Here is a 22,188-nt window from a genome sequence, read left to right as displayed (position 1 = left end):
CTGCTCTTTTCATTTTATATTCCTATTATTCTATATATTTGTTCCATGTCAACAGCATTCCTAACATTATCTGCTAATTTATCATACTGAATTTCTTTATATTTTTTAAAATCAAATTCGCTGATTTCTTCTAATGATAGACCCTTATGCTCTGCAAGTGTTCTTACAATGGCATTAACAACTCGACTGCTGTCAAATATTCCGTGGATATAGCTTCCGGCAACGTTGCTGCGGACACATCCGTCTTTTTTTTCATCCAGTAAACATAAGGGCTGTCCTTCCATTATCTTTGAATTGCCCATATGAATTTCATATCCTTCCACATCAATGCCTGAAAGCAGGCTGTAAAAGCCTTTTATATCACCTATTTTTCCCGACGAACGCACTGTAGTCTTTGTGCCTGAAAAGTCTGTAACAGTCTTAAGCAGACCTAACCCCCTGATGCTTCCTCCACCTTCTACACCCTCGGGGTCATTTATTATATCACCAAGCATCTGATAGCCTCCACATACACCAAACACGGCTCTTCCTTCCTTGGCATGCCTTACTATCTTTACCTCTAATCCCGACTGCCTGAGCCATTTTAAATCCTCTATGGTGTTTTTAGTGCCAGGTATAATTATCATATCGGGACTACCCAATTCTCTCACAGACGATACATATCTGAGCGAAACACCGCTGATTAATGAAAACACATTGAAATCAGTAAAATTAGACAACCTTGGTAGCTTAATAACTGCAATATCAATCATGCTGTGCTCACAACTTTCCACAAGCCTTTCAGAAAGGCTGTCCTCATCATCAATATCAACGTTCATGTAAGGCACTACTCCCAACACAGGTACCTCAACAATATTCTCAAGCATATCCAGTCCAGGCTCCAGAAGCTTTATGTCACCTCTGAATTTATTTATTACGAAGCCTTTAACTCTATCCTTCTCTTCTTCATCAAGCAAAAGCATTGTTCCTGCCAAAGATGCAAAGACTCCTCCTCTGTCAATATCTCCAACTATAATAACCGGTGCATCAGCAATTTTTGCCATGCCCATATTCACTATATCCTGTTCTTTCAAATTAATTTCCGCAGGGCTTCCAGCTCCCTCAATAACTATGATATCATATTCTTCCGCTAGTGAACTGTAAGACTTGATAATATGAGGAACCATTTCATCCTTGTAAGTATAATATTCTTCAGCCGACATGTCCTTGAATACCTTTCCGTTCAATACAATCTGCGATCCCTTTTCCCCAGTAGGCTTCAAAAGGATAGGATTCATTCTAACATCCGGTTCTATGCTGGCAGCTTCTGCCTGCATAACCTGTGCTCTTCCCATTTCAAATCCGTCCTTTGTTATGAACGAGTTTAAAGCCATGTTCTGCGACTTAAATGGTGCCGTTTTGTATCCGTCCTGCGTCAATATTCTGCACAGAGCGGCTGTTATAAGGCTCTTGCCCGCATTTGAAGTTGTTCCTTGAACCATTATTACTTTTGCCATCTTAATTCCTCCTATCGCTGCATATATAATCAACAAAGCCGGTTTCATGCCTGCCTGTTATGCTGCTGGTCTGATGATCCGATACAATAATCATACTTGCATTTTCTATGTTTTCGTAAATTATTTTTATTAATTCTTTGTCTATTTTTTCAATAAAATTTATTTTTCCTTTTATGTCCCTTCTATGGGAAGCTTCATCCGTTCCGTTTACATGAACTATAACTGTATCATGAGTTTTCAGCTCATTAATTGCATTTTCCGCTTTTTCTCTTAAATCTGTATCAACATCCCCCGTTCCCCTTTTAAGAACAGGAACGTCCATCTTCATAGATTTGGCTATACCTTTCATAATATCAGCACTGCATATGCACGAACAACTCTTTCCAAACAATTCAGGAAACGAAGGCAGTACTGTTTTATCCGCAACGCCCCAGGGATAAAACATATAGCTTTTACCTCTCACAGAAAATTTGTTATCATTTATAAATTCCTTTAATTCTTTAATTCCTTCAAGCTGATTCAGCAAGCACTCCATTCTGCCTCCTATGTTTTCATGAGGAGGCATATCCTTAATAGAAAAAAGCTTTTCTGATTTCCCAGCAATGATAATATTTCTGTATTCATTCAAGTGATAAAATTTAATGCCCCCGGGTTTTATATTCCCTGAAGCTGAACGCATCTCTTCTCTTGTAAGACCCTCACCGTTAAAGGATTCAAGCTTGTTGCCTTGAATGCTCACTAAGTTGCATCTCAGAGCAACCTCATCTTCTCCTGCATCAATATTTTCCGCAACTGCCTCAAGATATGCCCTGTTTTTTGGAATAAGATTTCCGTTAACTCCAAGTATTGATAAAATGCACCCCAAGCTGTCAGGCTCTCTTCCATCAGGGCAATACATCTTTTTTGTTCGGAACCCTTCATAAATAATCTTATCAATAAACGGTGTATATGCGTATTCTAAAGGCTGCATATCATTCAGCTCTGCTATATTTTTTTCACTTAAACCGTCTATTATTATTAAAACCTTCTTCATAGCATCTCCCTTATTTCATACAATGCCTTAATGAGAAGTTTATTTTCATTCTTTGATTTCACTGCAATTCTGTAATAGCTTCTGTCAAAGTTTTTGTAATTTGAGCAGCTTCTTATCAATATATTTTTTTTAAGCAGTTCTTCCTTTAAATCCACATCATTAAAAATTTTAAACAATATATAGTTGGCATTAGAATTATATGCCTTAATATTCAACTTATTTAGTTCACTGAGCATGTAATTTCTTTGCTCCTTTATGTACGAAACAGTCCTGCTTACATACTCTCTTTCCTTCAGTGCCGCAATCCCCGCAGCCTGTGCAATATTCGAAACATTCCAGGGAGGCCCTGACGATTTCAGTCCATTAATAACATCTCTTTTTGAAGACATACAATAACCCAGGCGTATCCCCGGAATAGCATATATTTTGGTAAATGCTTTCAATACAATAAGATTATTGTATTTATTCATTAGTCTGACAGAACTTAATGATTCTTTATTTTCCACAAAATCCAGAAAACATTCATCTATAACCACAGTTGCCCCTGACTTCATACATTTGTCAATTATTTTTTCTGTTGTTTTAATATCTGTTATTTGCCCAGTTGGATTATTGGGGTTGCACAAAAATACAATATCTGTATCATTATTTATATGATTTAATATGTTATCCTTTATCTTAAATTCATATTCTTCACCCAGATTGTAATAGTTAATATCTGCACCGACTGCTTTCAATGCGCTCTCATATTCGCTGAAGGCCGGTGCAGTAACAAGGCCTTTTTTGGGCATTAAGAAAAAAGCAATACGATATATGGCTTCTGCTGCTCCATTTGACGCAAAAATAAAGCTGGTCGGGACTTTTTCGACTGATGCAATACTTCGGATTAATTCTGAAGAATTGATGTCCGGATACCTGTTAGAATATTCAATTGAATTTATACAGGCGGATTTAACCGAATCGGGTATACCCAAAGGATTTATGTTTGATGAAAAATCCAATATTTCATTTATCCCGCTACCGTTTTTTTCGGCCGCCGTATATATGTCGGCGCCATGTATTTCTATACTCATAGTATTCTCCTATTTTATAAGCTTGTAACAAAGTAGTAAAGCAATGAACCTGTTGCCAACGTCAGCATAGATGCTGCGTACATAAGCCTATTAGCCCTTTTAATATCTTCTATTTCTATTTTTCTTATGTCATCTCCTATTGTCGGCTTGCTGACAAGCGCGCCTCCGTAATAGCTGTCTCCTCCAAGCATTATGTCCAGAGCTCCGGCGCACACTGATTCCGTATGTGCTGAGTTTGGGCTCTTGTGATTGTACCTATCTCGCAAATAGATTCTGAGGGCATTTTTGTAATCCATGCCTGTAATAAATGCCACAGCGATCATAATAAGCGCTGAAATCCTTGAGGGAATGAAATTTGCAACATCATCAGCTATGGCTGAAACCCTGCCTATATTTATATATTTTTCATTTTTGTATCCAACCATTGAATCTAAAGTATTGACTGCCTTGTACATAAATCCCAGAGGAGCTCCTCCAATCATTATGTAAAGCATTGGAGCAATAACCCCGTCAGATGCATTTTCTGCAACAGTTTCCACAGCCGCTTTTGCAACAGATACTTCATTAAGCTTTTCCACGTCCCTGCCCACAATAAAAGATAAATAATTACGAGCTTCAGCTAAATCATTTCTTTTCAGTGATTTATAAACCTTCATACTTTCATCCTTCAAACTTTTTGTTGCAAGTATGTAGTAGCACATTAATCCTTCAATAATTAATGCAAGCATAAAACTAACCTTTGATGCAAAATATAAAATTACATATGGAATTACAAATGAAGTAAAAACAACCGAAAACCATAATATCGCTCCTGCCGCTGTTTCTTCCTTTGAATTTTTGCAGCATTTTCTCAGCTTGTCCTCAACAAAGCAAATCATATTCCCTATGAGTCTTATAGGATGAAACCATCCTTGAGGATCTCCGATAATCAAATCAAGCACATATCCGATGATGAGTGAATTCATATTATTCCTTTCTGACATACCTTATTTGGACAAACAAAAAACCCTCCTGAACGGAAGGCGGTTACACACATATTTCAGACAGTCCTCCCGACAATCCATAAAAAACTAATTTGGCAGGTTTCCTGACTTTCGGATCATTTAACGCTCGCCTTCCCATTTTCACAGTGGCAATGAGCCTTATCACCTTTCACAGTAGCGGGGGCTGTAACAGCTTTTACTGTTTTCCCTATTAAAACAAAAGTTACCAACAAAGTACATTTTCATTTATTTATGAAATAATTATAAATCAACAGGATTTAAATGTCAATGAAAGAGATAGCTTCTTACTTTTATGTATTCATTAAACCTGTCAAATACTTGTTTTAACAATTCCTTAGGAATTTTCGAAAACTCTTCACCAATTGATATTTCGAATTTTGATGTTTTTTCATCTATTTTTTTAATACCTCCGGCTATTGAAACATCAAATTCGCTAAATATTTTTGAAACTATTTTCTCCAGTTGATCACTGCTGAAATCAGCATGCACATGAAACATATTAGTCATCGGTATTTCAGGTGTCGTACGAACAGATGGCAAATCATTGAAATACTTTGCCAGTTCTATAGCTTCTTCATGAAATTTACTCATCATATCTTTTCTTTTTTCATAATAATAATCAGCAGCAATGATATACGGATAGAGACTTATTAAATCCCCTCCATGCCTGCGTTTCCAGATTTTAGCTTTGTTAATAAACTCTTTTTCCCCAGCTAAAACAGCTCCTGCAACAGCACCTATACCCTTGTAAAAGGAAATATACACGCTGTCAAAATACGCTGATATTTCAGCCGGAGATTTTTCATAGTATGGAAGCGATTCAAATAATCTGGCACCGTCAAGATGGATGTACATATTTTTAGACCTTGCGTATTCTATAATTTCTTCCAATTCATTAAGAGCCGGCAGATATCCTCCTATTTCTCTCTGAGGTAGTTCAATTAACAAAGTCCCAACATTCTCCTTAACAGACATTAAATCTTTTATGGTAAACAGTCGGTTTGTTTCACCCAAAAGAACAGTTTCCAAACCATGCAAAATCTTTATTGCATCTTGCTCATGCAATTCCAAATGTGAGAGAGGATGATATGCAACTTTCTTGTTGTTTTTATCGTCTGCGTAGATCCTAAGAGCAATCTGTTGTGCCATCGTACCGCTTGGCATAAAAACAGCTGATTCTTTTCCAAGTATTCCAGCAAATTTCTTTTCAAATTCTTCAATAATTTCGCCTTTGCCGTATAAATCGGCAAACCTATCTTCTTGTATACTGTTTAAGGCTTCCTTTAATATATCGATACTTCTTGGACCGTTACCTTGGAATTTATACTTTGCAGCCTTATATTGATCAGTTAACTTCATAATTCACCTCTTAAAATGTTATTGTTACAATGCTTTCTAACAAGCATTTATTTTTATTATACCGCTAAATGATAATGTTTGCCACAATTATTATATATCATCGTTTTTGTAGCAAACAATAAAAATCAAAGTTTCAAATACTCTGTATCTAAAACTTTGATTTTTATTTTAAATATTATCTCTTAGAAAATTTAGGACCTGTTTTTGCATCAACCATGGTTTCTTGGATATACGCTATTGTTTCTTCTAATTTTTTTGTTTCCCATTCATTTAACTTTACAGGTATCTGCTTCAAAACACCTTCACGCCCTATAATACATGGCATGCTCAGCGCCACATCTTTGTCATGACCGTATTGACCACGCAATGTAGTTGATGCAGGGTAAATACTTTTTTCGTCTAACAGCACTGCCCTTGCCATTGTAACTGCCGACTGTGCGACTCCTGCATTTGTCCAGCCTTTGCCGTTAAACACTTCATATGCAGCGCTTACAGTCAATTTTTTAACCACATCGGGATTTTGTATATCTTTCTTTCCTTCTAGGAAAGTATCTGCTTCAGATAAAGGAATCCCGCTGATATATACATGGCTCATAACAGGAAAAGCTGTCCTGCCGTGTTCTCCCATCATAAATCCTGTAACAGATTTCGGATCAATATTGTAATTATCAGCAACTATTTTGCGTAGTCTGGCAGAATCAAGCATGGTTCCTGTACCAAAAATACGCCCTTTCGGATATCCAAATTCGTTTTCGGCAATATAAACCATAGTATCCAATGGATTAGTAATAAAAATAATAACAGCATCTTTAGTATATTTTGTAATACCTTTCATTACACCGCGAATAACTTCACAGTTTGTTTTTGTCAATAAGGTACGGTCTGGTTCACCTTTTGGATCATTTGGATCAGGTATTATGCTTGGACCTGCAGCTACGATAATCACATCTGCATCAGCACATTGTTCATATTCTCCATTTGTAACATTTACGTTGTTCATATAAGTCAATGCTGTAGCCTGGGCTTGATCCAATGCCTCGCCATAAGCTACATTCTCTAAAATATCAATTACTCCTATTTCAGCGAACAGTCCGGTTTTCATAGCATCTGCCAAAACATATGAACCGACATGTCCCACTCCTACAACTACTAATTTATTTTTGTGCATGTCATGTCTCCTAAAAATTGTTATTTAAATTTCTTTACAGTTTACTGCCATATATGTAATCTGTCAATCCCGCGCTGTGATTTACAATATCAGAAATTACATATTTATTCTCTTTTGGATTAATTAATTCCTATTAAATATTACTGTTTTCTGCCCTGCTGCCGCACGATTAAAATTTCAACTATATAAAGCAGTATTTTGTAATTATTGTTGACAGCCCCTCATAATCTTATATAAGAAAGGCTTTGGAGGTAGCAATGGAAAATATTTTTAAAAGAGTAAATATAATATTTGCGATAGCATTAATGATTGTAATGCTGATGTCATTATTTTCCGATATAAACAAAACAACAGAGACAATTGATGCAACGGATAGAGAACAGGTAAAAAAGCTCAAGGTTCTTATTGACCCCGGACACGGAGGTATCGATCAGGGAGCAAGCGGTGACATGGGAATTGGCGAAGCCCCCCTGACTCTTGCAATATCTGAAAAGCTTATGGCTTTCCTTGAAGGAAGCGGATTCGATGTAGAAATGACCAGGTATGAAGATGAAGGACTCTATTCGCTAAAATCCAAAACTATCAGAGAAAAGAAAAATGAAGATTTGACAAACAGGGTAAAAATGATAAATGAAACCGAAGCAGATTTGACAATTTCCATACATCTAAATTCCTTCCCGCAAAAACAATATTACGGCGCCCATGTTTTTTATCAAAAAAACAGCATGCCGGGAAAAATTGCCGCAGAAATAATGCAAGATTCATTAAAAAATATTCTTGATAAAAATAATAAAAGAGTTCCTCAGGTGAAAAAAAACATAAAAATAATGGACGAAACGAAACCTCCTGTACTGCTGATAGAATGCGGTTTTTTATCAAACCCTTCTGAAGAAAAGAAGCTGGTTTCCGATGAATATCAGGAAAAAACAGCTTGGGCAATATATACTGGGTTAATAAGATATTTTAATGAATATTAATATAATACAAAAAAATACGTTTGTGGTCTGCCTGCAAATGTATTTTTTTGTATTTATTGAAAATTATTAAAAAATATAATAATTATTGTTAACTTTGTGTTGAATTATAGGGAATGTTGTATTATAATCAAGATAGTATAACGTTTTGGAGGACTAATATGGATTTCGAAGAAATAGAATATTTTCTCGCCAATATCAAATCTGTTCTATCATGTAAAATTATTACCGACTCTAATAATAATATAACTGAAATACATGTCCTGTCTGACAGCAGCCGACACTCTAAACAAATTGTGCGGGACATAAGAACTGCTCTACTGTCTCATTTTAATTTGGATGTAGATTACAAGATTATAAGTGTTGCTCAAGTTAATAAGAACATTTCTATTAGCTCTGATTTCAGGCTGATTTACGAAGGTTATACAAATGAGACAAATTCGGAAAGAATAAAAATTTCCATTAAATTTTCATGGGATGAAAAACAATACATAGGAGAAGCAGAAGGAATAAAATCTGAAAAAAATACCCTCATGGTTGCGGCTCAGGCGACTTTGAACGCTATAAAAAAAGCAATTGATTTAGACTGCTTCATAGTTGATGATATACAAGCCGCCCGTATAGCAGGCATGGATGTAATGCTTTCTTCCGTTACCCATATAGAGCGTGGAAGAGAGAACACACTGATAGGATCTGCAATTGTTAATAACAATAAGGTCGATTCCACAATAAAAGCTACCCTTAATGCTATAAACAGAAAAATCTGTTTATTTATAAAAGAATGATCGGGCTGACTAAACAAAAAATAGAAACAAAAAACTAGCGTAGCGAAACCTTCCTGTTCTACTAGCGAACAGAGCAGAGATTCTCTGTAGGAGGGGTTCACACATGAAAAAATTAATGCCTATAATATCTTCAATAGTAGCATTGGTACTAGCTGCAGGCGCAAGCTTTACTTGGGCTTAACAGCAATTTAACATGTCAGCCCTTCATTATATGAGGAATGAAAATGAAAAATATTGCAGACAATAAAATACCTAAAAAAGAAAAAATAAGCACAAATTTATTTTTATATATTTTCATACTGGCTATTACGGCTTTTGTTCTTATGTTGCACCTTTCTAGAGTATATGCTATAAATGACTATTCCCTGCTCATAGTATTTTCCGCATTATCAATTATTGCGGAAACATTTTTTATATTGCTTCCTAAAGTTGGCGCAATTTCCGTAAGCTTTGCACTGTATTATTCTGCCATAATATTGACAAATCCCCTATTGGCTTCAATAATATCCGCCATAGGTGTCGCTTTTAGATTTCCATATAAGGATGGCGTAGGGAGAGTCCATATTTTAAACAACCCTATATATAAAACTATATTTAACACAAGCCAACTTATGATATGTTCAGGCATGGCTGGAATGGCATATGTATACTTAAATAATATTATAAATGTAGGTTTTGATTTTTATAATCCTGTCGCAGGAGCTGCAGCATTATCAGTATATATATTACTGAACACCCTTTTTATGTCAGCTTTAATGTCAATATTATTAAATGAGAAATTTATTTACATATGGAGAAACAATTTCTTTTCCATGATGATAAATGTGCTTTTAGTTGGATTGTTAGGCATAATACTTGCATTTGCGTACAACAGCTACGGTATCGGCGGTCTGCTGTTATTCTTCATTCCACTTTTGCTGGCAAGGTATACTTTTAAGCTTTATATAGATATGCGCAAAAACTATTTTGAAACAATGAATGTTTTGGTACGAGCTATTGAAGCAAACGACCCGTACACCAGCGGACACTCGTTAAGAGTGAGCGCATACTCCGAAGCAGTTGCAAAGCAAATCGGACTCCCTCAAAGCAAAATTGATTTGATAAAAAGTGCCGCTTTGCTGCACGATATAGGTAAAATCGGAATAGATAAAAATATATTAAATAAGACCGGCAAACTGGAGCGGGATGAATTTGAAACAATAAAATCTCACCCTGAAATAGGTGCTACTATAATTGCCGACTTAAGTTATCTGTCAAATATTTCAGATATTATTCGTCATCATCATGAAAGAAATGACGGAAAGGGCTATCCTGACGGTCTGTGTCATGACAGCATACCTCTTGAAACCTCAATACTCACTATTGCTGATTCCTTTGATGCCATGACAACCAACAGACCTTACAGAAAATCTCTGAGCCTAGAGGCTGCATTAAGTGAAATAAAGCTGAATTCGGGTACACAATTCAATCCCGACATAGTTGACGACGCAATAATAGCTCTGAGAACCACATATTACAAGGTAACAGAATAGGTGTACTATGCTTCCTGAAATCATATTTTTTTCAATACTGTCCATATTCATCCTGATTATAAGAAACAGAAAAATTAATTTCACAGATATTAAATTAGAAATTAAAGGATATAAAATACTGATAGCAGTGGCCGTAATAGAAATTACTGCTGAATATTTATACGGAAATTTCAGCCATAACAACCTGCTTAGGATTTTGAGCCTGAACTGGCTTATATACCTTGCGCTGATAATCGTTTCAACACTAAACTTCAAAAAAACATTCATGAAGCTTTTGCTTATAGGTACACTTCTCAACTTTATTGCAATAGCATCGAATGATTTCAAAATGCCTGTGCTTGTTTCCGATTTGCTGGCTAATGCAGATGCTAACAGGTTATACCTTGGAACAGGTCAGGATCTGATACATTCACTTCTAACCGAAGATACAAAGTTTAAAATGCTGTGTGACGTTATAACTCTTGCTTCTCCCTACCCTTTTCCTAAATCAATAAGTATAGGTGATATATTTTTATTTCTGGGAGTCTTTGTATTTTGGCAGGAGCTTCCGCGATATACTAAGTAATTAACTTGCATAAATCATAGCTAAAGCCTGATTCACAAAAAACAGTTTAACTTACTATTTTAAAACATTAATTTGCATACTGCCAGCGCAGCAAAAATTGATGCACAATGAGCTATTAAGCCAACTTTTATTGTATACCTTACGTTTTTAATTCCTACAGCTCCAAAATATACTGCAACAGTATAAAAAATCGTCTCTGATGATCCCATTAACACCGATGCGGTTCTTCCTATGTATGAGTCCGGACCGTAAATATCGAGTATTGTTTTAAATACACCCAGTGATCCGCCTCCGGAAAGGGGTTTTACTATTGACAGCGATAAGATTTCCGGGGGAAACCCAATCATAGAAGTTAAGGGAGAAAGAATTCCCACAATAAAAGCTTCTGCTCCGGAATGTATAAATAAATTGATTGCAAAAACAACAGCCAGTATATATGGAAAAATTTTCACTGCAGATTTTGCACCTTCCAGTGCCCCTTCAACAAAAACGCCGTAAATATCCACATTTTTTATCATTCCGTAAATTAATATTCCTCCAATTACCGACGAAAGCAGTATATCTGATGCGCTCATCTGAAATCCCTCCCTTCGTAATATTTTGCGGCAGCAACTGCAACCGCTGTTGAAAAAGCTGTTGCAACAATAGTAGGTACCATTACATCTCCCGGAAAGGCCGCTCCCGAATCCGCCCTTAATTTTATTATATTTATAGGAATAAGCTGAACGGACGATACGTTAATTATTAAAAACATACACATTGCATTATTTGCTGTGCTTTTATCTCTGTTATGAAGCTGCATTTCATGCATTGCCTTTATGCCGAATGCAGTAGCAGAATTACCGATACCAAGCATATTTGCTGCTAATGTCATAATAATTGCATTAACTGCTTTTGTATTATTTTGAACCTCTTTAAACAAAAATCCGACTATAGGTTTAATTGCTGTCGAAACCCTGCTTAAAATTCCTGATTTTTCAACTATTGCCATTAACCCTGTCCAAAAAGCCATAACAGGCAGTAAACTTAATATAATCTCAACTGATTTTTCCAAGTCATAAAATAAAACATTTGTAACTGTTTGAGGACTCCCGTTCAAAAATGAAAACAGTATGCCAAGTCCTATCAAGCTAATCCATATTTTCCCCATATTCAACCCTCTCCATGTATATGCTTCTTTGTTAATAAGTCATCACCCTGCAATTTAAGGCACAAAAAAACAAACATACTAAATAATATGCTTGTTTCTAATAAATATATCTTAATTATTGAACAATGGTATGTGCTTCATTTTTTATTTTTTCAACCTGTATTTCCAGGACTCTTTTTGCTTCAGCCTTTGTTACGGTAATATCCAAATTTTTATATGCAATTCTGCCCCCAACCTCTGGAATTTCTTCGAAGAGTGTTGTAATAAATCCATTCACTGTCGTAACATCCATCTCATCATCAGCTTCAAGTCCAAACAAATCAAACATGTCTTCAATGTCTGCATTGCATGAAATAAGGAACTTGTCGTCATCAATCTTTTTGAACCATTCTATTACCTCGTCATGCTCATCCCATATTTCTCCCACAAGCTCTTCAATTATGTCCTCCATTGTAACAAGGCCCTCTGTTCCTCCATATTCATCAATTACTATTGCCATATGTGCTTTTGCAATTTGAAGTTCTTTCAACAGCTCTGAAATTTTTTTGTTGGGCGTAACAAACAATATTTTGGAAACAAGCCCTTTAATATCTTTTTCCTTCCTGTTCAGAGCCTGATAAAAGTCTTTTTCGTGCAATACTCCAACAATATTATCAATATCTCCTCTAAATACAGGTAATCTTGAGTAACCGCTCAACAGAAATTTTTCCTTAATATCGTCAAGGTTTTCTTTTTCCTCAATACCTGCGATATCAATTCTCGGTGTATAAATATCCTCCACAACAGTTTCGTTAAACTCAATTGCAGATCTAATTAAGTCACTTTCACTTTTATTTATAACACCTTCATTTTCTACTTCATCAATCATAGTCTTAAGCTCATCCTCTGTAACAGACGGAAGGCTTTCTGTTCCAAAAATCCTGACGAATCCTTTTTTAAATGAAAACAACAGAAAATTTATCGGAATGCAGACAAATGCCAAAGCCTGTATTGCAGGAGCTGAAAATATAGCAAATTTTTCAGGTGCAATTTTGGCCAATACTTTAGGCAGCAGCTCTCCAAATATCAAAATTAACAAAATTGTGGTTATTGTAGCCAAAGCTATTCCATAATTGTTAAAATAACTAGATAAAGTAAATACTGCTATAGATGTTGCCGTAATATTTGTAATATTGTTAATAATAAGAATTGTCGACATCGTTTCTTCGTAATTTTCATCCAATTTCAAAACCAATGCCGCCTTCTTAGAATTCATGCTGTATAAATTTTTCATTCTAGTCCGGTTAAAGTTAATGAATGCTGTTTCTGCAGCGGAAAGAATTGCAGATGCCAGTATCAGAAAAATAAATATTACGACCCGACTTATACCGTCATCGTCCATTATTGTAAATCACTCCCAATTAATTATTATATATAAATAGTATAAGATATTCGATAACAATAGTCAATCGATTTTGTGTATCAGCGCTATATTAAATGTAGCGCATCGAACTTTTAGCTAAATTAATCTAGCAGTTTTTTAAAAATAATTTTATGGTATATTAAGGAATTAATAAATAGCATAAAAATATATATTTTTCAAATAATAATTAATACCTTCACTTTCAGATATTTGTATTTTAAATAGCTCAGTCCTTTAAATTAAGCGAATTTTAAGAATTCCTTAATTGATTTAATTCGTGGAAATGCTATACTTACAAAACGAAAAGGGTAAAAAAAATGGAGGTATTACATTGTTATCGTTTATAAGCATATTTAACTTAACTATATTTATAATATTAACAGGATTTTATTTTTATCAATTATTTTATGTATTTGTAGGTCTATTCAGAAAAAGTAAAATAATGTATGCTGAAAATAATAACAGATATGCTGTTATTATTGCAGCTAGGAATGAAAGTGCTGTTATAGGTCAATTATTAAAAAGCCTTAAAAAGCAGGATTATCCGTCCTCGCTTGTAGATGTTTACGTCGTTGCAGATAACTGCACCGATAATACTGCAGAAGTTGCCAAAAATTCAGGTGCAACTGTGTTTGAAAGGTTTAACAGACAACTTGTTGGAAAGGGATATGCCTTAGATTATGCATTTAAAAGGATATTGAACAGCGATGAAAAATATGACGCATATTTTATTTTTGATGCAGACAATCTGCTTGATGAAAAATATATTTCTGAAATGAACAAGGTATTTGATAACGGATATAAAATAGTAACAAGCTACAGAAACTCCAAAAATTATGACACCAACTGGCTTTCAGCAGGATATTCGTTATGGTTTTTGAGAGAAGCAAAGTACTTAAATAATTCGAGAATGATACTGAATACAGGATGTGCAATTTCGGGAACAGGATTTATGGTATCAGATGAAATTATAAGAAAGAATAATGGTTGGAAGCACCACTTGCTAACCGAAGACATAGAATTTTCTATCGACAGCGCCATTCATGGTGAACAGATAGGCTATTGCGGAAATGCAGTGCTGTACGATGAACAGCCTTATTTGTTTGAACAGTCATGGAATCAGAGACTTAGATGGGCAAAAGGTTTTTACCAGGTTTTTGCACGGTATGGTCTTGAACTGCTTAAGAACATTTTTACTAAAAGAAGCTTTTACTGCTACGATATGTTTGTAACTATATGCCCGGCATTATTTCTGTCTCTGCTGAACGTAAGTATAAATCTGATATTTCTTACTGTTGGTTTAATTAATATTGAAATATATCCGGAAATAATTCAGGAAACATCAGGAGCAATTATGATGTCCGTAATTAATTCTTATTCAGTTCTATTTGTATTGGGGTTAATTACAACAGTTTCAGAATGGAAAAACATAAATTCAACTCCATGGAACAAGGTTAAATATATGTTTACATTTCCAATATTTATTTTCACATATATTCCTATTTCAATAGTAGCTCTATGCAAGAAAATAGAATGGAAACCAATAACGCACAGCATTGCTAAATCTATTGAAGAAGTGCGACAATAAATACAAAAAGATATAAACAAACAGCCTCCTGAAAATTATGGAAGCTGTTTATTTATATCTAAGGCTTTGAAACTATCTTATATAGACTCTATCCACATATGCGCTGCTTGTAGCCGCTCTTAAAAGGCTTGAGTAGCTTAGTTTGAATTTAATTATATCTCCGACCTTGTAATTTCTATCAGATTCGTTTACATTTAAAAGCAAATGGTCAGAGCTTGCACCCAGTACGGATATTTTAGAGTCTATAGGATGCAGGTTGTCAGGATCAACGTCCTGTCTTCCTACTGCTATTATGGCTCTCTTGATTACTCCAAGATCTTCGTAAAAAGGCTTGTTTCCAAATGCATCCACACCTATCTCTCCGATAGGGACTGATTGCTTTTCCTTCAATTCAATTATTTCCGCTTCCAATGTAAAAGCATCGTCATAGAAACCGTCCAGCATTTGGCTGTACGCGGTTTCATCTCCCAGAGCGAATGCCTCTCCCACTCTCAAATTATTAATTCCTTCCGGAAGCTCATTTTTTCCTATCAGATGAACCGAACTTGAGTTTCCTCCTGAAATCATCTGAAGCCTTATTCCAAACTTTTTCTCTATTTTATCTGACGTTTCAACCAATATAGACAAGTTTTCCTTTTGAGGTATTACTGCACCGTAGCATGTAAGATTAACACCAACGCCGTAAAGCTCAATATTTTTCAGCTTAAGTATTTCCTCAACCGCATTGTAAATTTCGTCTTCATTTTTATAGAAAATTCCTTCTCTTAAATCTCCCAAATCTATCATCAGAAGTATCTTATGTTTTTTATTCTGTTCAGCTGCTGCTTCATTTAATCTTTTGATTGTTTCAATTTCTGAATTCAAAGAGATATCAGAATAACGAACTGTTTCTTCTGCTTCGGACATCATGGGAAGTCTTAAAAGCACTCTTCCTTTTTTTGTTCCTTCATATTTTTTCAGATTTTGGATTCTTGAATCGGCGAAGTAATCAATTTTTGATTCCTCCAGCATTTTGTATATCTCCATATCTGCACAATAAACTTTTGTCACTATCATGAGAGAACAGCCTGAACCTTTTACCAATTCAATAGTTTTATCCAGATTATTTTTCAATTTTTTTAAATCTATTACCAATCTGGGATACATATCATTCTCCTATTCTTAAGCTTTTTTTCATTAATCTCAAGGCATCCTTGGGATAACTTTTTGCAAGTACTCCTAAAGATGACAGTATATAATCTTCGTCTATTAATATTTTTGCTGTCTGTTTAGGATATAGTTCCTGCTCCTTGCTGTGATTTTTTACCTTCTCCAGTATTTTCTTTTTATTCGGTAACCTTGTTAGAGCTCCGCCGGTACCAATTACATATTTTATTACCGTAAGATCTTTTCCCTCAGCAACAGTCTTTTTACCAGATGCCGTATAAAAATATCTCAAATGCCCTGCATGTCTTTCCAGTGAAGTTAAAACAGCTTCAAGAGTCAGTCTTTCAACAAACTGCTTTTCTCTGTCTGTCTCTGGTATTGGCTTGTATCTTTCTAAAATTTCATCACAGTTAGGAAATTCTTGTCTCAGCTTGTCAATTCCTATTTTTTCGACAACGTGGCTAACATTGACAAATACACCTAAATCTCCCTCCACTGTACGCTTTGCTTCCGGTTCGGGACTGATTAAAATCGAATTGACCTCTTCACTCCCTGCAGTTACAGAATGGACATCCGTCGTTGCTCCACCCACATCAAACACAACCAAATCTCCCAAGTTATCCTTCAATACTTTGGCTGCTTCCATTACAGCTCCCGGTGTAGGAATTATAGGACCTTTAACAAGATCTCTAACTTTCGACATTCCCGGAGCATGAATAATATGCTCTTCAAAAGCATCTTGAATTATTTTTCTTGTAGGTTCAACTACAAGCGTATCTATTTTAGGATATACATTTTCAACAATATAAACCTGATTTCCGGCTTCCTCGCACATAAGTCTAACTTCATCCTGATTCTCAACATTTCCTGCATATATTATAGGAATGTTTAAATTCATCGAAAGAATCTTCTCCAGATTATGAAGCGCCGTTTCTCTTTCACCGTAATCCACTCCCCCGGCGACAAGAATAATATTAGGCATAATTTCCTGTATTTTTTTAAGATCCGTCCTTCTCATTCTACCTGAGGTAATCATTTTTATAATTCCTCCGGCTCCAAGCGCGGCTTCCTTTGCCGCTCTGACAGTCATGTCATATACCAGGCCGTGTACTGTCATTTTTAATCCGCCTGCAGCACTGCTTGTAGCCAACATATCATCCCATGTTATTTCATCCGCTTGCAGATTTCTGGTTAAGGAATCAATAGCTCCTTTAAGCCCGACCGTTACATCTCCCTCCAGGACGGATGTAGGTGCCTGACCCTGTCCTATAAAGACAGGGTCAATGCCTATTCCATTGAATGCGTTGACTACTGTAGTGGTGCTGCCTATTTCAGCTACCAATACATCAACTTTCAATTTAATTCATTTCCCTTCTTCTTTTTACTAAGAAACTTGCAACATCTATACCGTGTGTTCCTCTTCCAAATCCTGCATCAAGTCCGGCTTCCAAAGCTATTTCATTTGTTACCTGAGTTCCTCCGCAAATTATCATAACTTTTTCTCTGATACCTTTTTCTATGCACAAGTCATGAATCTTCTTCATGTTCTTAATGTGAACATCGTCATGAGTTATTATTGTACTTAACAATATTGCATCAGCATTAGTTTCTATTGCGGCATCCACAAGTTTCTCAACCGGGCATGATGTTCCAAGATATTCATACTTGATTCCAAATTTCTCAATTCCACCGTGCTTGATATCGAGAGTTTCCTTCAAACCTACGGAATGCTCATCTTCTCCGACTGTTGCAGCAACTATAAACATCGGTTTTTCCTGAATGTCATCTCTTATTTCCTGCTCTGAAAGCACTTCAGGTTTTTCCGGAATTACAAGTTCATTTATATCTATATCGAAGTTTACTCTTCCTTTAACTTCGCAATATGTTCCTTCTGAAGGATGCATGCATTGCTTGTGTACAACAGTTACATCTTCAAGTCCCATTTTTTCTCCACACTTCATTGCAGCAAACTCAGCCGTCCTTTCATCCAAAGGCAGGAATATAGAAAGAAGCACAGTTCCATCAGCTCTCCATTCAACTTCAGGTTTAACAAGATTTGTATCATAGTATTTTTCAACTTCTTTAAGTCTTACATTAACATTGTCATTTTCATCCAGCTCATCTATATATTGAATTTTAGAGCGGTCTTCAAATGTGTCTCCGCCTATTGCTTCACTTGCGCTCTTAAATTGCTTAGGAATGTTATTGTACCCATAGTGAACAGATACTGGAGCAAAATAATCCTCATCTCTTTCATAAACAAAGCCGTATCCTATTCCGCCTTCAATTTCTCTGGCAATACCGTCTCCGTTTCTTTCAGGATACTCACCGCTGTCAACAAAGAATCCTTGTTCAACTGCTTTAAAGAATCCGCCTACCTCAAGGATTTCTTCCATGAACAATACTGCTCTCTCCTTAAGTTCACGAACCTTATCTCCCAACGGTCCTTCTCTGTCCAACTTAACCATTTCTCTTAAGCCGTCCATACCTGTAAGAGACTGTTTTGCAGTCATAACACCTGCAATATTGTTATAATGCCAAGGAACGTTTCTTCCTTCGTCAGGAGTTATTGTCGACTGGATATCTGCACTTGTTAATCTTGATATCATCATGTTCATCGTGTGAGTAACAGCCGCCTCACGAGTATCTGATTCCATATATTTCGTATTTTGCTGAGCTCTCATCTTGTATTCTCTGAAGAAATCACGCAGTGCCACAGCATACGGAAGATCCAGTCTCATACACGGTGCCGGAGGAGCAGTCGGCGGTACTGTAGACAATGCTATATTTTCAGGCTTAATACCTACTTTTCTTGAGAATATTGAGTTAATAGCATGCTGAACCATTAATTCAGGCATTACTTTCCATGCTTTCATAGCAGTTGCATTTGCATTGTGCGCTCCATCTATTTGAAGCATATCAGACCAAGCCATTATTTTCTTTGCCTCACATGCGTCAACAAAGCTTCTTACCATGTTTACATTTCTGTACAGAACATTGTACTGAGGGTCCTGGTGTGCACCGTTAACTCCTTCTTCAGCAAACATAACCGCAATATCAGGACCTGCGACTCCTGAAATATATGAATGGAAATTAATAGGGCGCCCTACTTCATCTTCAATCAAATCGCATGCTTTTCTGCTTGCTCTTACCTGCTTTCTAGTTACCATGATACCGCCTATACCCTGGTTTGTTCCTTCCAGCAGTGAATCTATATGTGACTGTCCTGCTGTTCTGATAACCATTAGATGATCAGCACCGTGCCATGCAGCCATACGCATTCTTCTTATATCATCTTCAAATCTTCCTGAAGCAATTTCCGTAGTTATAACGCAATCAGGCTGAGGGTCTATATATCCGAAACCTCTGCTGCCAGGCAGCGGAACAGAATTCTTCAGGCCTTCGGATGTTTCGTGATATTCGAAATCTCCTACTGTCCTTTTTTCATTTCTTTTATCTCTCCAATGCCATCCGCGTCTTCTAGGCTCATATTTATCTAAGTCTTTCAATAATTCTTTAATATCTATCTTCTTGTTAGGATCTAGCTTCATCTACTTCCCCTCCTTAAAATAATGATTCTACGTCGTCCCAATGTCTTCCGTTTGCAAGCTCTAAACCTGCTTCACGAACTGAGCATCCCAGTTTTTGAGATAATCTCCAAACAACGTTTCCAGCACCCTTGCCCATAAGCCCTTTGTTCATAACACCTTCTACAATAGGCTTAACTTCAAGACTTGAGAATCCCATTCTTAACAAAACACTTCTTTCAACAGAAGGGGTTGTATTTTTCTTTCCTAATTCCAGCAGCGGGTCAACTACTTTATCTGCCAAATTCCAAAATCTTTCATATAATTCCTCATCTGAAAGATTCGCAAGATGAGCTCTTCTTTGTTCATAATCGTCGGCTCTTTTCATATTTTTCCTCCATCAAATAATTTGAACATATGCATTAACATATGAATCAGATCAATATCAAAGTATCAATCTGTTTGCCCGTATAATTCGTCCTGCGAGACACCATAATCTATCCGTAAGTACTGTAAAATACGTATATACCTGGCGGAAACGAAACGGTTCGTTTTTTCATCAAAAGCTACATTCTTTTTTAACAGCCTAAGGCGTATTTGCATACGCCTTAAATTAATTGCTTTTTTCTTATAAAGTCTCTAATACTTTCTTTACGTAATCTTTATCTGTCTTTGTTTCCTCTGCAAGGAACTCAATATCTGCATCATTTGGTACAACATCATAGTTTTTCAAAGCATTTTTAATAAGAGATTTTCTCATGTGTTCTAAGTCTGCATCATTTGCTTTAATCAATGACGGATGTGAAGGAAGAATTATATTTTTACCCGGAACTTCATCTTTAGGATCCCCGAATTTTACTTCTATTCCGTTTTGTCTTGCAAATGAAAGCTGTGGCTGTATATGCTTTCCTGCTCCAGTGTATTCAGTTTCCTGTACAACTATCATCTGATCCTGATCTAATTCCTGTGCCAGAGAGAATGCAGCTGTTAATGCAGTATTTCCTGCAGGCCCTTTTTCCAGTCCTTCAAGACTTGCAAGAACTTCGGTTATATAAAATACTTCGCCTTGACGAATTGTTAAATATCTATCCATGTATCTTAACGGTCTTGCAGCTGAACGAGGAACATCTGATCTGTCTGGCCATGTTGTAAATGGCATTCCAAACCCTGTATGTCCAGTTGTAAATGACTTTCTATTAAACTGACTGTCAGAAGCCATATGCAATCCTGACAAGTCAACACTTGCTGCAACTATTTTTGATTCAGCTCCTGCTTTTTTCAACCCTCTTGCAGTACCAGTCAAGTTTCCTCCGCCGGCATTTGTGCAAACTACCACATCTGGGTCCTTGCCGTGCTTTTCTCTAAACTGCATTGCTATTTCATATCCCAATGTTTCAACGCCTGCGATTGCAAATGGTGTATAAAGTGATGCATTGAAATATCCTGTTTCTTCAAGTATAGCCAAGAATGTGTAGAATAATTCAGGTCCTACAGTAAGTTGTACTACTTCTGCGCCCAGTGCTTCACATTTTCTAGCTTTTTCAATTATTTCAGGCTGTCCAATTCCTTTAGAATCATAGCACTCCTGAACTACTATACATTTCAATCCATACATTGCAGCCTGTGATGCAACTGCTGCACCATAGTTACCGCTTGTTGCTGAAACAACACCTTTATATCCAAGTTTCCATGCCTGATATACTGCTGTAGATGCTCTTCTTGCTTTAAAGCTACCAGATGCATTTGCTGCTTCATCTTTTATAAATATTCTAGCGCCTTTTCCTGCCGGTGCCATTTTTCTTGCTAATGCTGTAAGATTTCTCAGTTCTATTATGGGAGTATTTCCAACGCCGTGATCTGATTGGATTTTTTGAATTTCTTCAATTGAAAATCCTGCCTCTCTCATCATTCTTTCGTAGTCAAAAGCTATAGAACCGCTCTCAAATACAGAGAAATCAAGTCCTGCTGCCTGCTTCATTATCTCAGGCCTTCTGCTCATTACCGCTGAATAGCTCATATCCTTACTCATTGTCAGCACCTCCAAATAAAATATCTTTCACTTGATCGCTGATTTTCATTAGCTCAGGAACAAATGTGCCAAAGTCATGTTTATAGTACGGATTTGCTTCCAGCAAAGTTCCTTTTTCTGTACGTTTTGTCCTTGTAATAACTGTTACTTCATCGCCTACATTTGCGTCATCTTGCAGATATCCTTTAACCCACATTTCCAGAGGAACTTTTTTAGTATCATCTGGAGCCTGAGGTGCTCTTTGTGACGGTTCTAATATATTTCTGTGTATTAAAACCCATTCGCCTTTTTTAATCATTATTGCACTTCCTTATTTATTATTTTATTTCTTAACATACATAAGTATCGATTATACTT

At 36.2% G+C, this 22,188-nt stretch carries 20 protein-coding genes and 1 riboswitch; of the genes, 5 read left to right on the top strand and 15 right to left on the bottom strand.

From position 1 onward, the window contains the following. Positions 1-14: 14 nt before the first annotated feature. The 6 genes from RBQ61_RS09025 to RBQ61_RS09000 all read right to left on the bottom strand — a co-directional run bounded on the left by RBQ61_RS09025 (position 15) and on the right by RBQ61_RS09000 (position 7,133). The gene (locus RBQ61_RS09025; protein ID WP_308137009.1) at positions 15-1,496 is read right to left on the bottom strand and encodes a cobyric acid synthase; all 1,482 of its coding nucleotides are present in this window, start codon (positions 1,494-1,496) and stop codon (positions 15-17) included. Position 1,497: 1 nt separating this feature from the next. Further along, complete coding sequence (locus RBQ61_RS09020) at positions 1,498-2,529, bottom strand: phosphoglycerate mutase (protein ID WP_308137008.1); 1,032 nt, start codon at positions 2,527-2,529, stop codon at positions 1,498-1,500. Further along, positions 2,526-3,602 (bottom strand): threonine-phosphate decarboxylase CobD, encoded by a 1,077-nt coding sequence (gene cobD / locus RBQ61_RS09015; RefSeq protein WP_308137007.1) that lies wholly within the window; start codon positions 3,600-3,602, stop codon positions 2,526-2,528. Before cobD ends, RBQ61_RS09020 begins: the two co-directional genes overlap by 4 nt. 14 nt (positions 3,603-3,616) lie before the next feature. Beyond that, complete coding sequence (gene cbiB / locus RBQ61_RS09010) at positions 3,617-4,567, bottom strand: adenosylcobinamide-phosphate synthase CbiB (protein WP_308137006.1); 951 nt, start codon at positions 4,565-4,567, stop codon at positions 3,617-3,619. A gap of 94 nt (positions 4,568-4,661) precedes the next feature. After that, positions 4,662-4,831, bottom strand: a riboswitch (cobalamin riboswitch). A gap of 39 nt (positions 4,832-4,870) precedes the next feature. Beyond that, complete coding sequence (locus tag RBQ61_RS09005) at positions 4,871-5,965, bottom strand: low specificity L-threonine aldolase (protein ID WP_308137005.1); 1,095 nt, start codon at positions 5,963-5,965, stop codon at positions 4,871-4,873. A 175-nt stretch (positions 5,966-6,140) separates the two neighbouring features. After that, positions 6,141-7,133 (bottom strand): L-lactate dehydrogenase, encoded by a 993-nt coding sequence (locus tag RBQ61_RS09000; RefSeq protein ID WP_308137004.1) that lies wholly within the window; start codon positions 7,131-7,133, stop codon positions 6,141-6,143. A 257-nt stretch (positions 7,134-7,390) separates the two neighbouring features. Here RBQ61_RS09000 and RBQ61_RS08995 point away from each other — a divergent pair, with 257 nt between their 5' ends. From RBQ61_RS08995 to RBQ61_RS08980, 4 genes are all read left to right on the top strand, one after another. Further along, entirely contained in the window at positions 7,391-8,110 is a 720-nt protein-coding gene (locus RBQ61_RS08995; protein WP_308137003.1) for an N-acetylmuramoyl-L-alanine amidase, read from the top strand. Positions 8,111-8,268: 158 nt separating this feature from the next. Further along, positions 8,269-8,892, top strand: coding sequence for a hypothetical protein (locus RBQ61_RS08990; RefSeq protein ID WP_213926939.1), 624 nt, complete (start codon positions 8,269-8,271; stop codon positions 8,890-8,892). Positions 8,893-9,116: 224 nt separating this feature from the next. Further along, on the top strand, positions 9,117-10,424 hold the full coding sequence (locus tag RBQ61_RS08985; RefSeq protein WP_308137002.1) for an HD-GYP domain-containing protein: 1,308 nt from the start codon (positions 9,117-9,119) through the stop codon (positions 10,422-10,424). 7 nt (positions 10,425-10,431) lie between these two features. Continuing rightward, positions 10,432-10,989 (top strand): DUF5317 domain-containing protein, encoded by a 558-nt coding sequence (locus RBQ61_RS08980; RefSeq protein ID WP_308137001.1) that lies wholly within the window; start codon positions 10,432-10,434, stop codon positions 10,987-10,989. A gap of 59 nt (positions 10,990-11,048) precedes the next feature. Here RBQ61_RS08980 and RBQ61_RS08975 read toward each other — a convergent pair whose 3' ends face one another. The 3 genes from RBQ61_RS08975 to RBQ61_RS08965 all read right to left on the bottom strand — a co-directional run bounded on the left by RBQ61_RS08975 (position 11,049) and on the right by RBQ61_RS08965 (position 13,520). Continuing rightward, positions 11,049-11,564, bottom strand: a complete 516-nt coding sequence (locus tag RBQ61_RS08975) for a spore maturation protein (protein ID WP_308137000.1) — start codon at positions 11,562-11,564, stop codon at positions 11,049-11,051. After that, positions 11,561-12,139 carry a nucleoside recognition domain-containing protein gene (locus tag RBQ61_RS08970; protein WP_308136999.1) on the bottom strand — a complete coding sequence of 193 codons (579 nt, stop codon included), beginning with the start codon at positions 12,137-12,139 and terminating at the stop codon, positions 11,561-11,563. The genes RBQ61_RS08975 and RBQ61_RS08970 overlap by 4 nt, the downstream gene beginning before the upstream one ends. A 115-nt stretch (positions 12,140-12,254) precedes the next feature. After that, positions 12,255-13,520 (bottom strand): hemolysin family protein, encoded by a 1,266-nt coding sequence (locus RBQ61_RS08965; RefSeq protein ID WP_308136998.1) that lies wholly within the window; start codon positions 13,518-13,520, stop codon positions 12,255-12,257. A gap of 346 nt (positions 13,521-13,866) precedes the next feature. Here RBQ61_RS08965 and RBQ61_RS08960 point away from each other — a divergent pair, with 346 nt between their 5' ends. Next, entirely contained in the window at positions 13,867-15,129 is a 1,263-nt protein-coding gene (locus tag RBQ61_RS08960; RefSeq protein WP_374049912.1) for a glycosyltransferase family 2 protein, read from the top strand. Between the two features lie 72 nt (positions 15,130-15,201). Here RBQ61_RS08960 and orr read toward each other — a convergent pair whose 3' ends face one another. The 6 genes from orr to ortA all read right to left on the bottom strand — a co-directional run bounded on the left by orr (position 15,202) and on the right by ortA (position 22,129). Next, positions 15,202-16,275, bottom strand: a complete 1,074-nt coding sequence (orr, locus tag RBQ61_RS08955) for an ornithine racemase Orr (protein WP_308136996.1) — start codon at positions 16,273-16,275, stop codon at positions 15,202-15,204. 1 nt (position 16,276) lies between these two features. Continuing rightward, a complete protein-coding gene (locus RBQ61_RS08950; RefSeq protein ID WP_308136995.1) occupies positions 16,277-17,632 on the bottom strand; it encodes a GlmL-related ornithine degradation protein in 1,356 nt (451 codons plus the stop codon). A 1-nt stretch (position 17,633) separates the two neighbouring features. Then, a complete protein-coding gene (gene oraE / locus RBQ61_RS08945; protein ID WP_308136994.1) occupies positions 17,634-19,826 on the bottom strand; it encodes a D-ornithine 4,5-aminomutase subunit OraE in 2,193 nt (730 codons plus the stop codon). Between the two features lie 13 nt (positions 19,827-19,839). Next, entirely contained in the window at positions 19,840-20,190 is a 351-nt protein-coding gene (locus RBQ61_RS08940) for an ornithine aminomutase subunit alpha (RefSeq protein WP_308136993.1), read from the bottom strand. A gap of 240 nt (positions 20,191-20,430) precedes the next feature. Further along, positions 20,431-21,831 carry a 2-amino-4-oxopentanoate thiolase subunit OrtB gene (gene ortB, locus RBQ61_RS08935; RefSeq protein ID WP_308136992.1) on the bottom strand — a complete coding sequence of 467 codons (1,401 nt, stop codon included), beginning with the start codon at positions 21,829-21,831 and terminating at the stop codon, positions 20,431-20,433. Beyond that, entirely contained in the window at positions 21,824-22,129 is a 306-nt protein-coding gene (gene ortA, locus RBQ61_RS08930; RefSeq protein ID WP_308136991.1) for a 2-amino-4-oxopentanoate thiolase subunit OrtA, read from the bottom strand. Before ortA ends, ortB begins: the two co-directional genes overlap by 8 nt. Positions 22,130-22,188 lie beyond the last annotated feature (59 nt).

It is taken from the genome of Sedimentibacter sp. MB35-C1 (assembly GCF_030913635.1).
Classification (GTDB): Bacteria; Bacillota; Clostridia; order Tissierellales; family Sedimentibacteraceae; genus Sedimentibacter.
The sequence above is the reverse complement of the archived record's forward strand: the minus strand, read 5'-3'. Positions and strand labels throughout refer to the sequence as shown.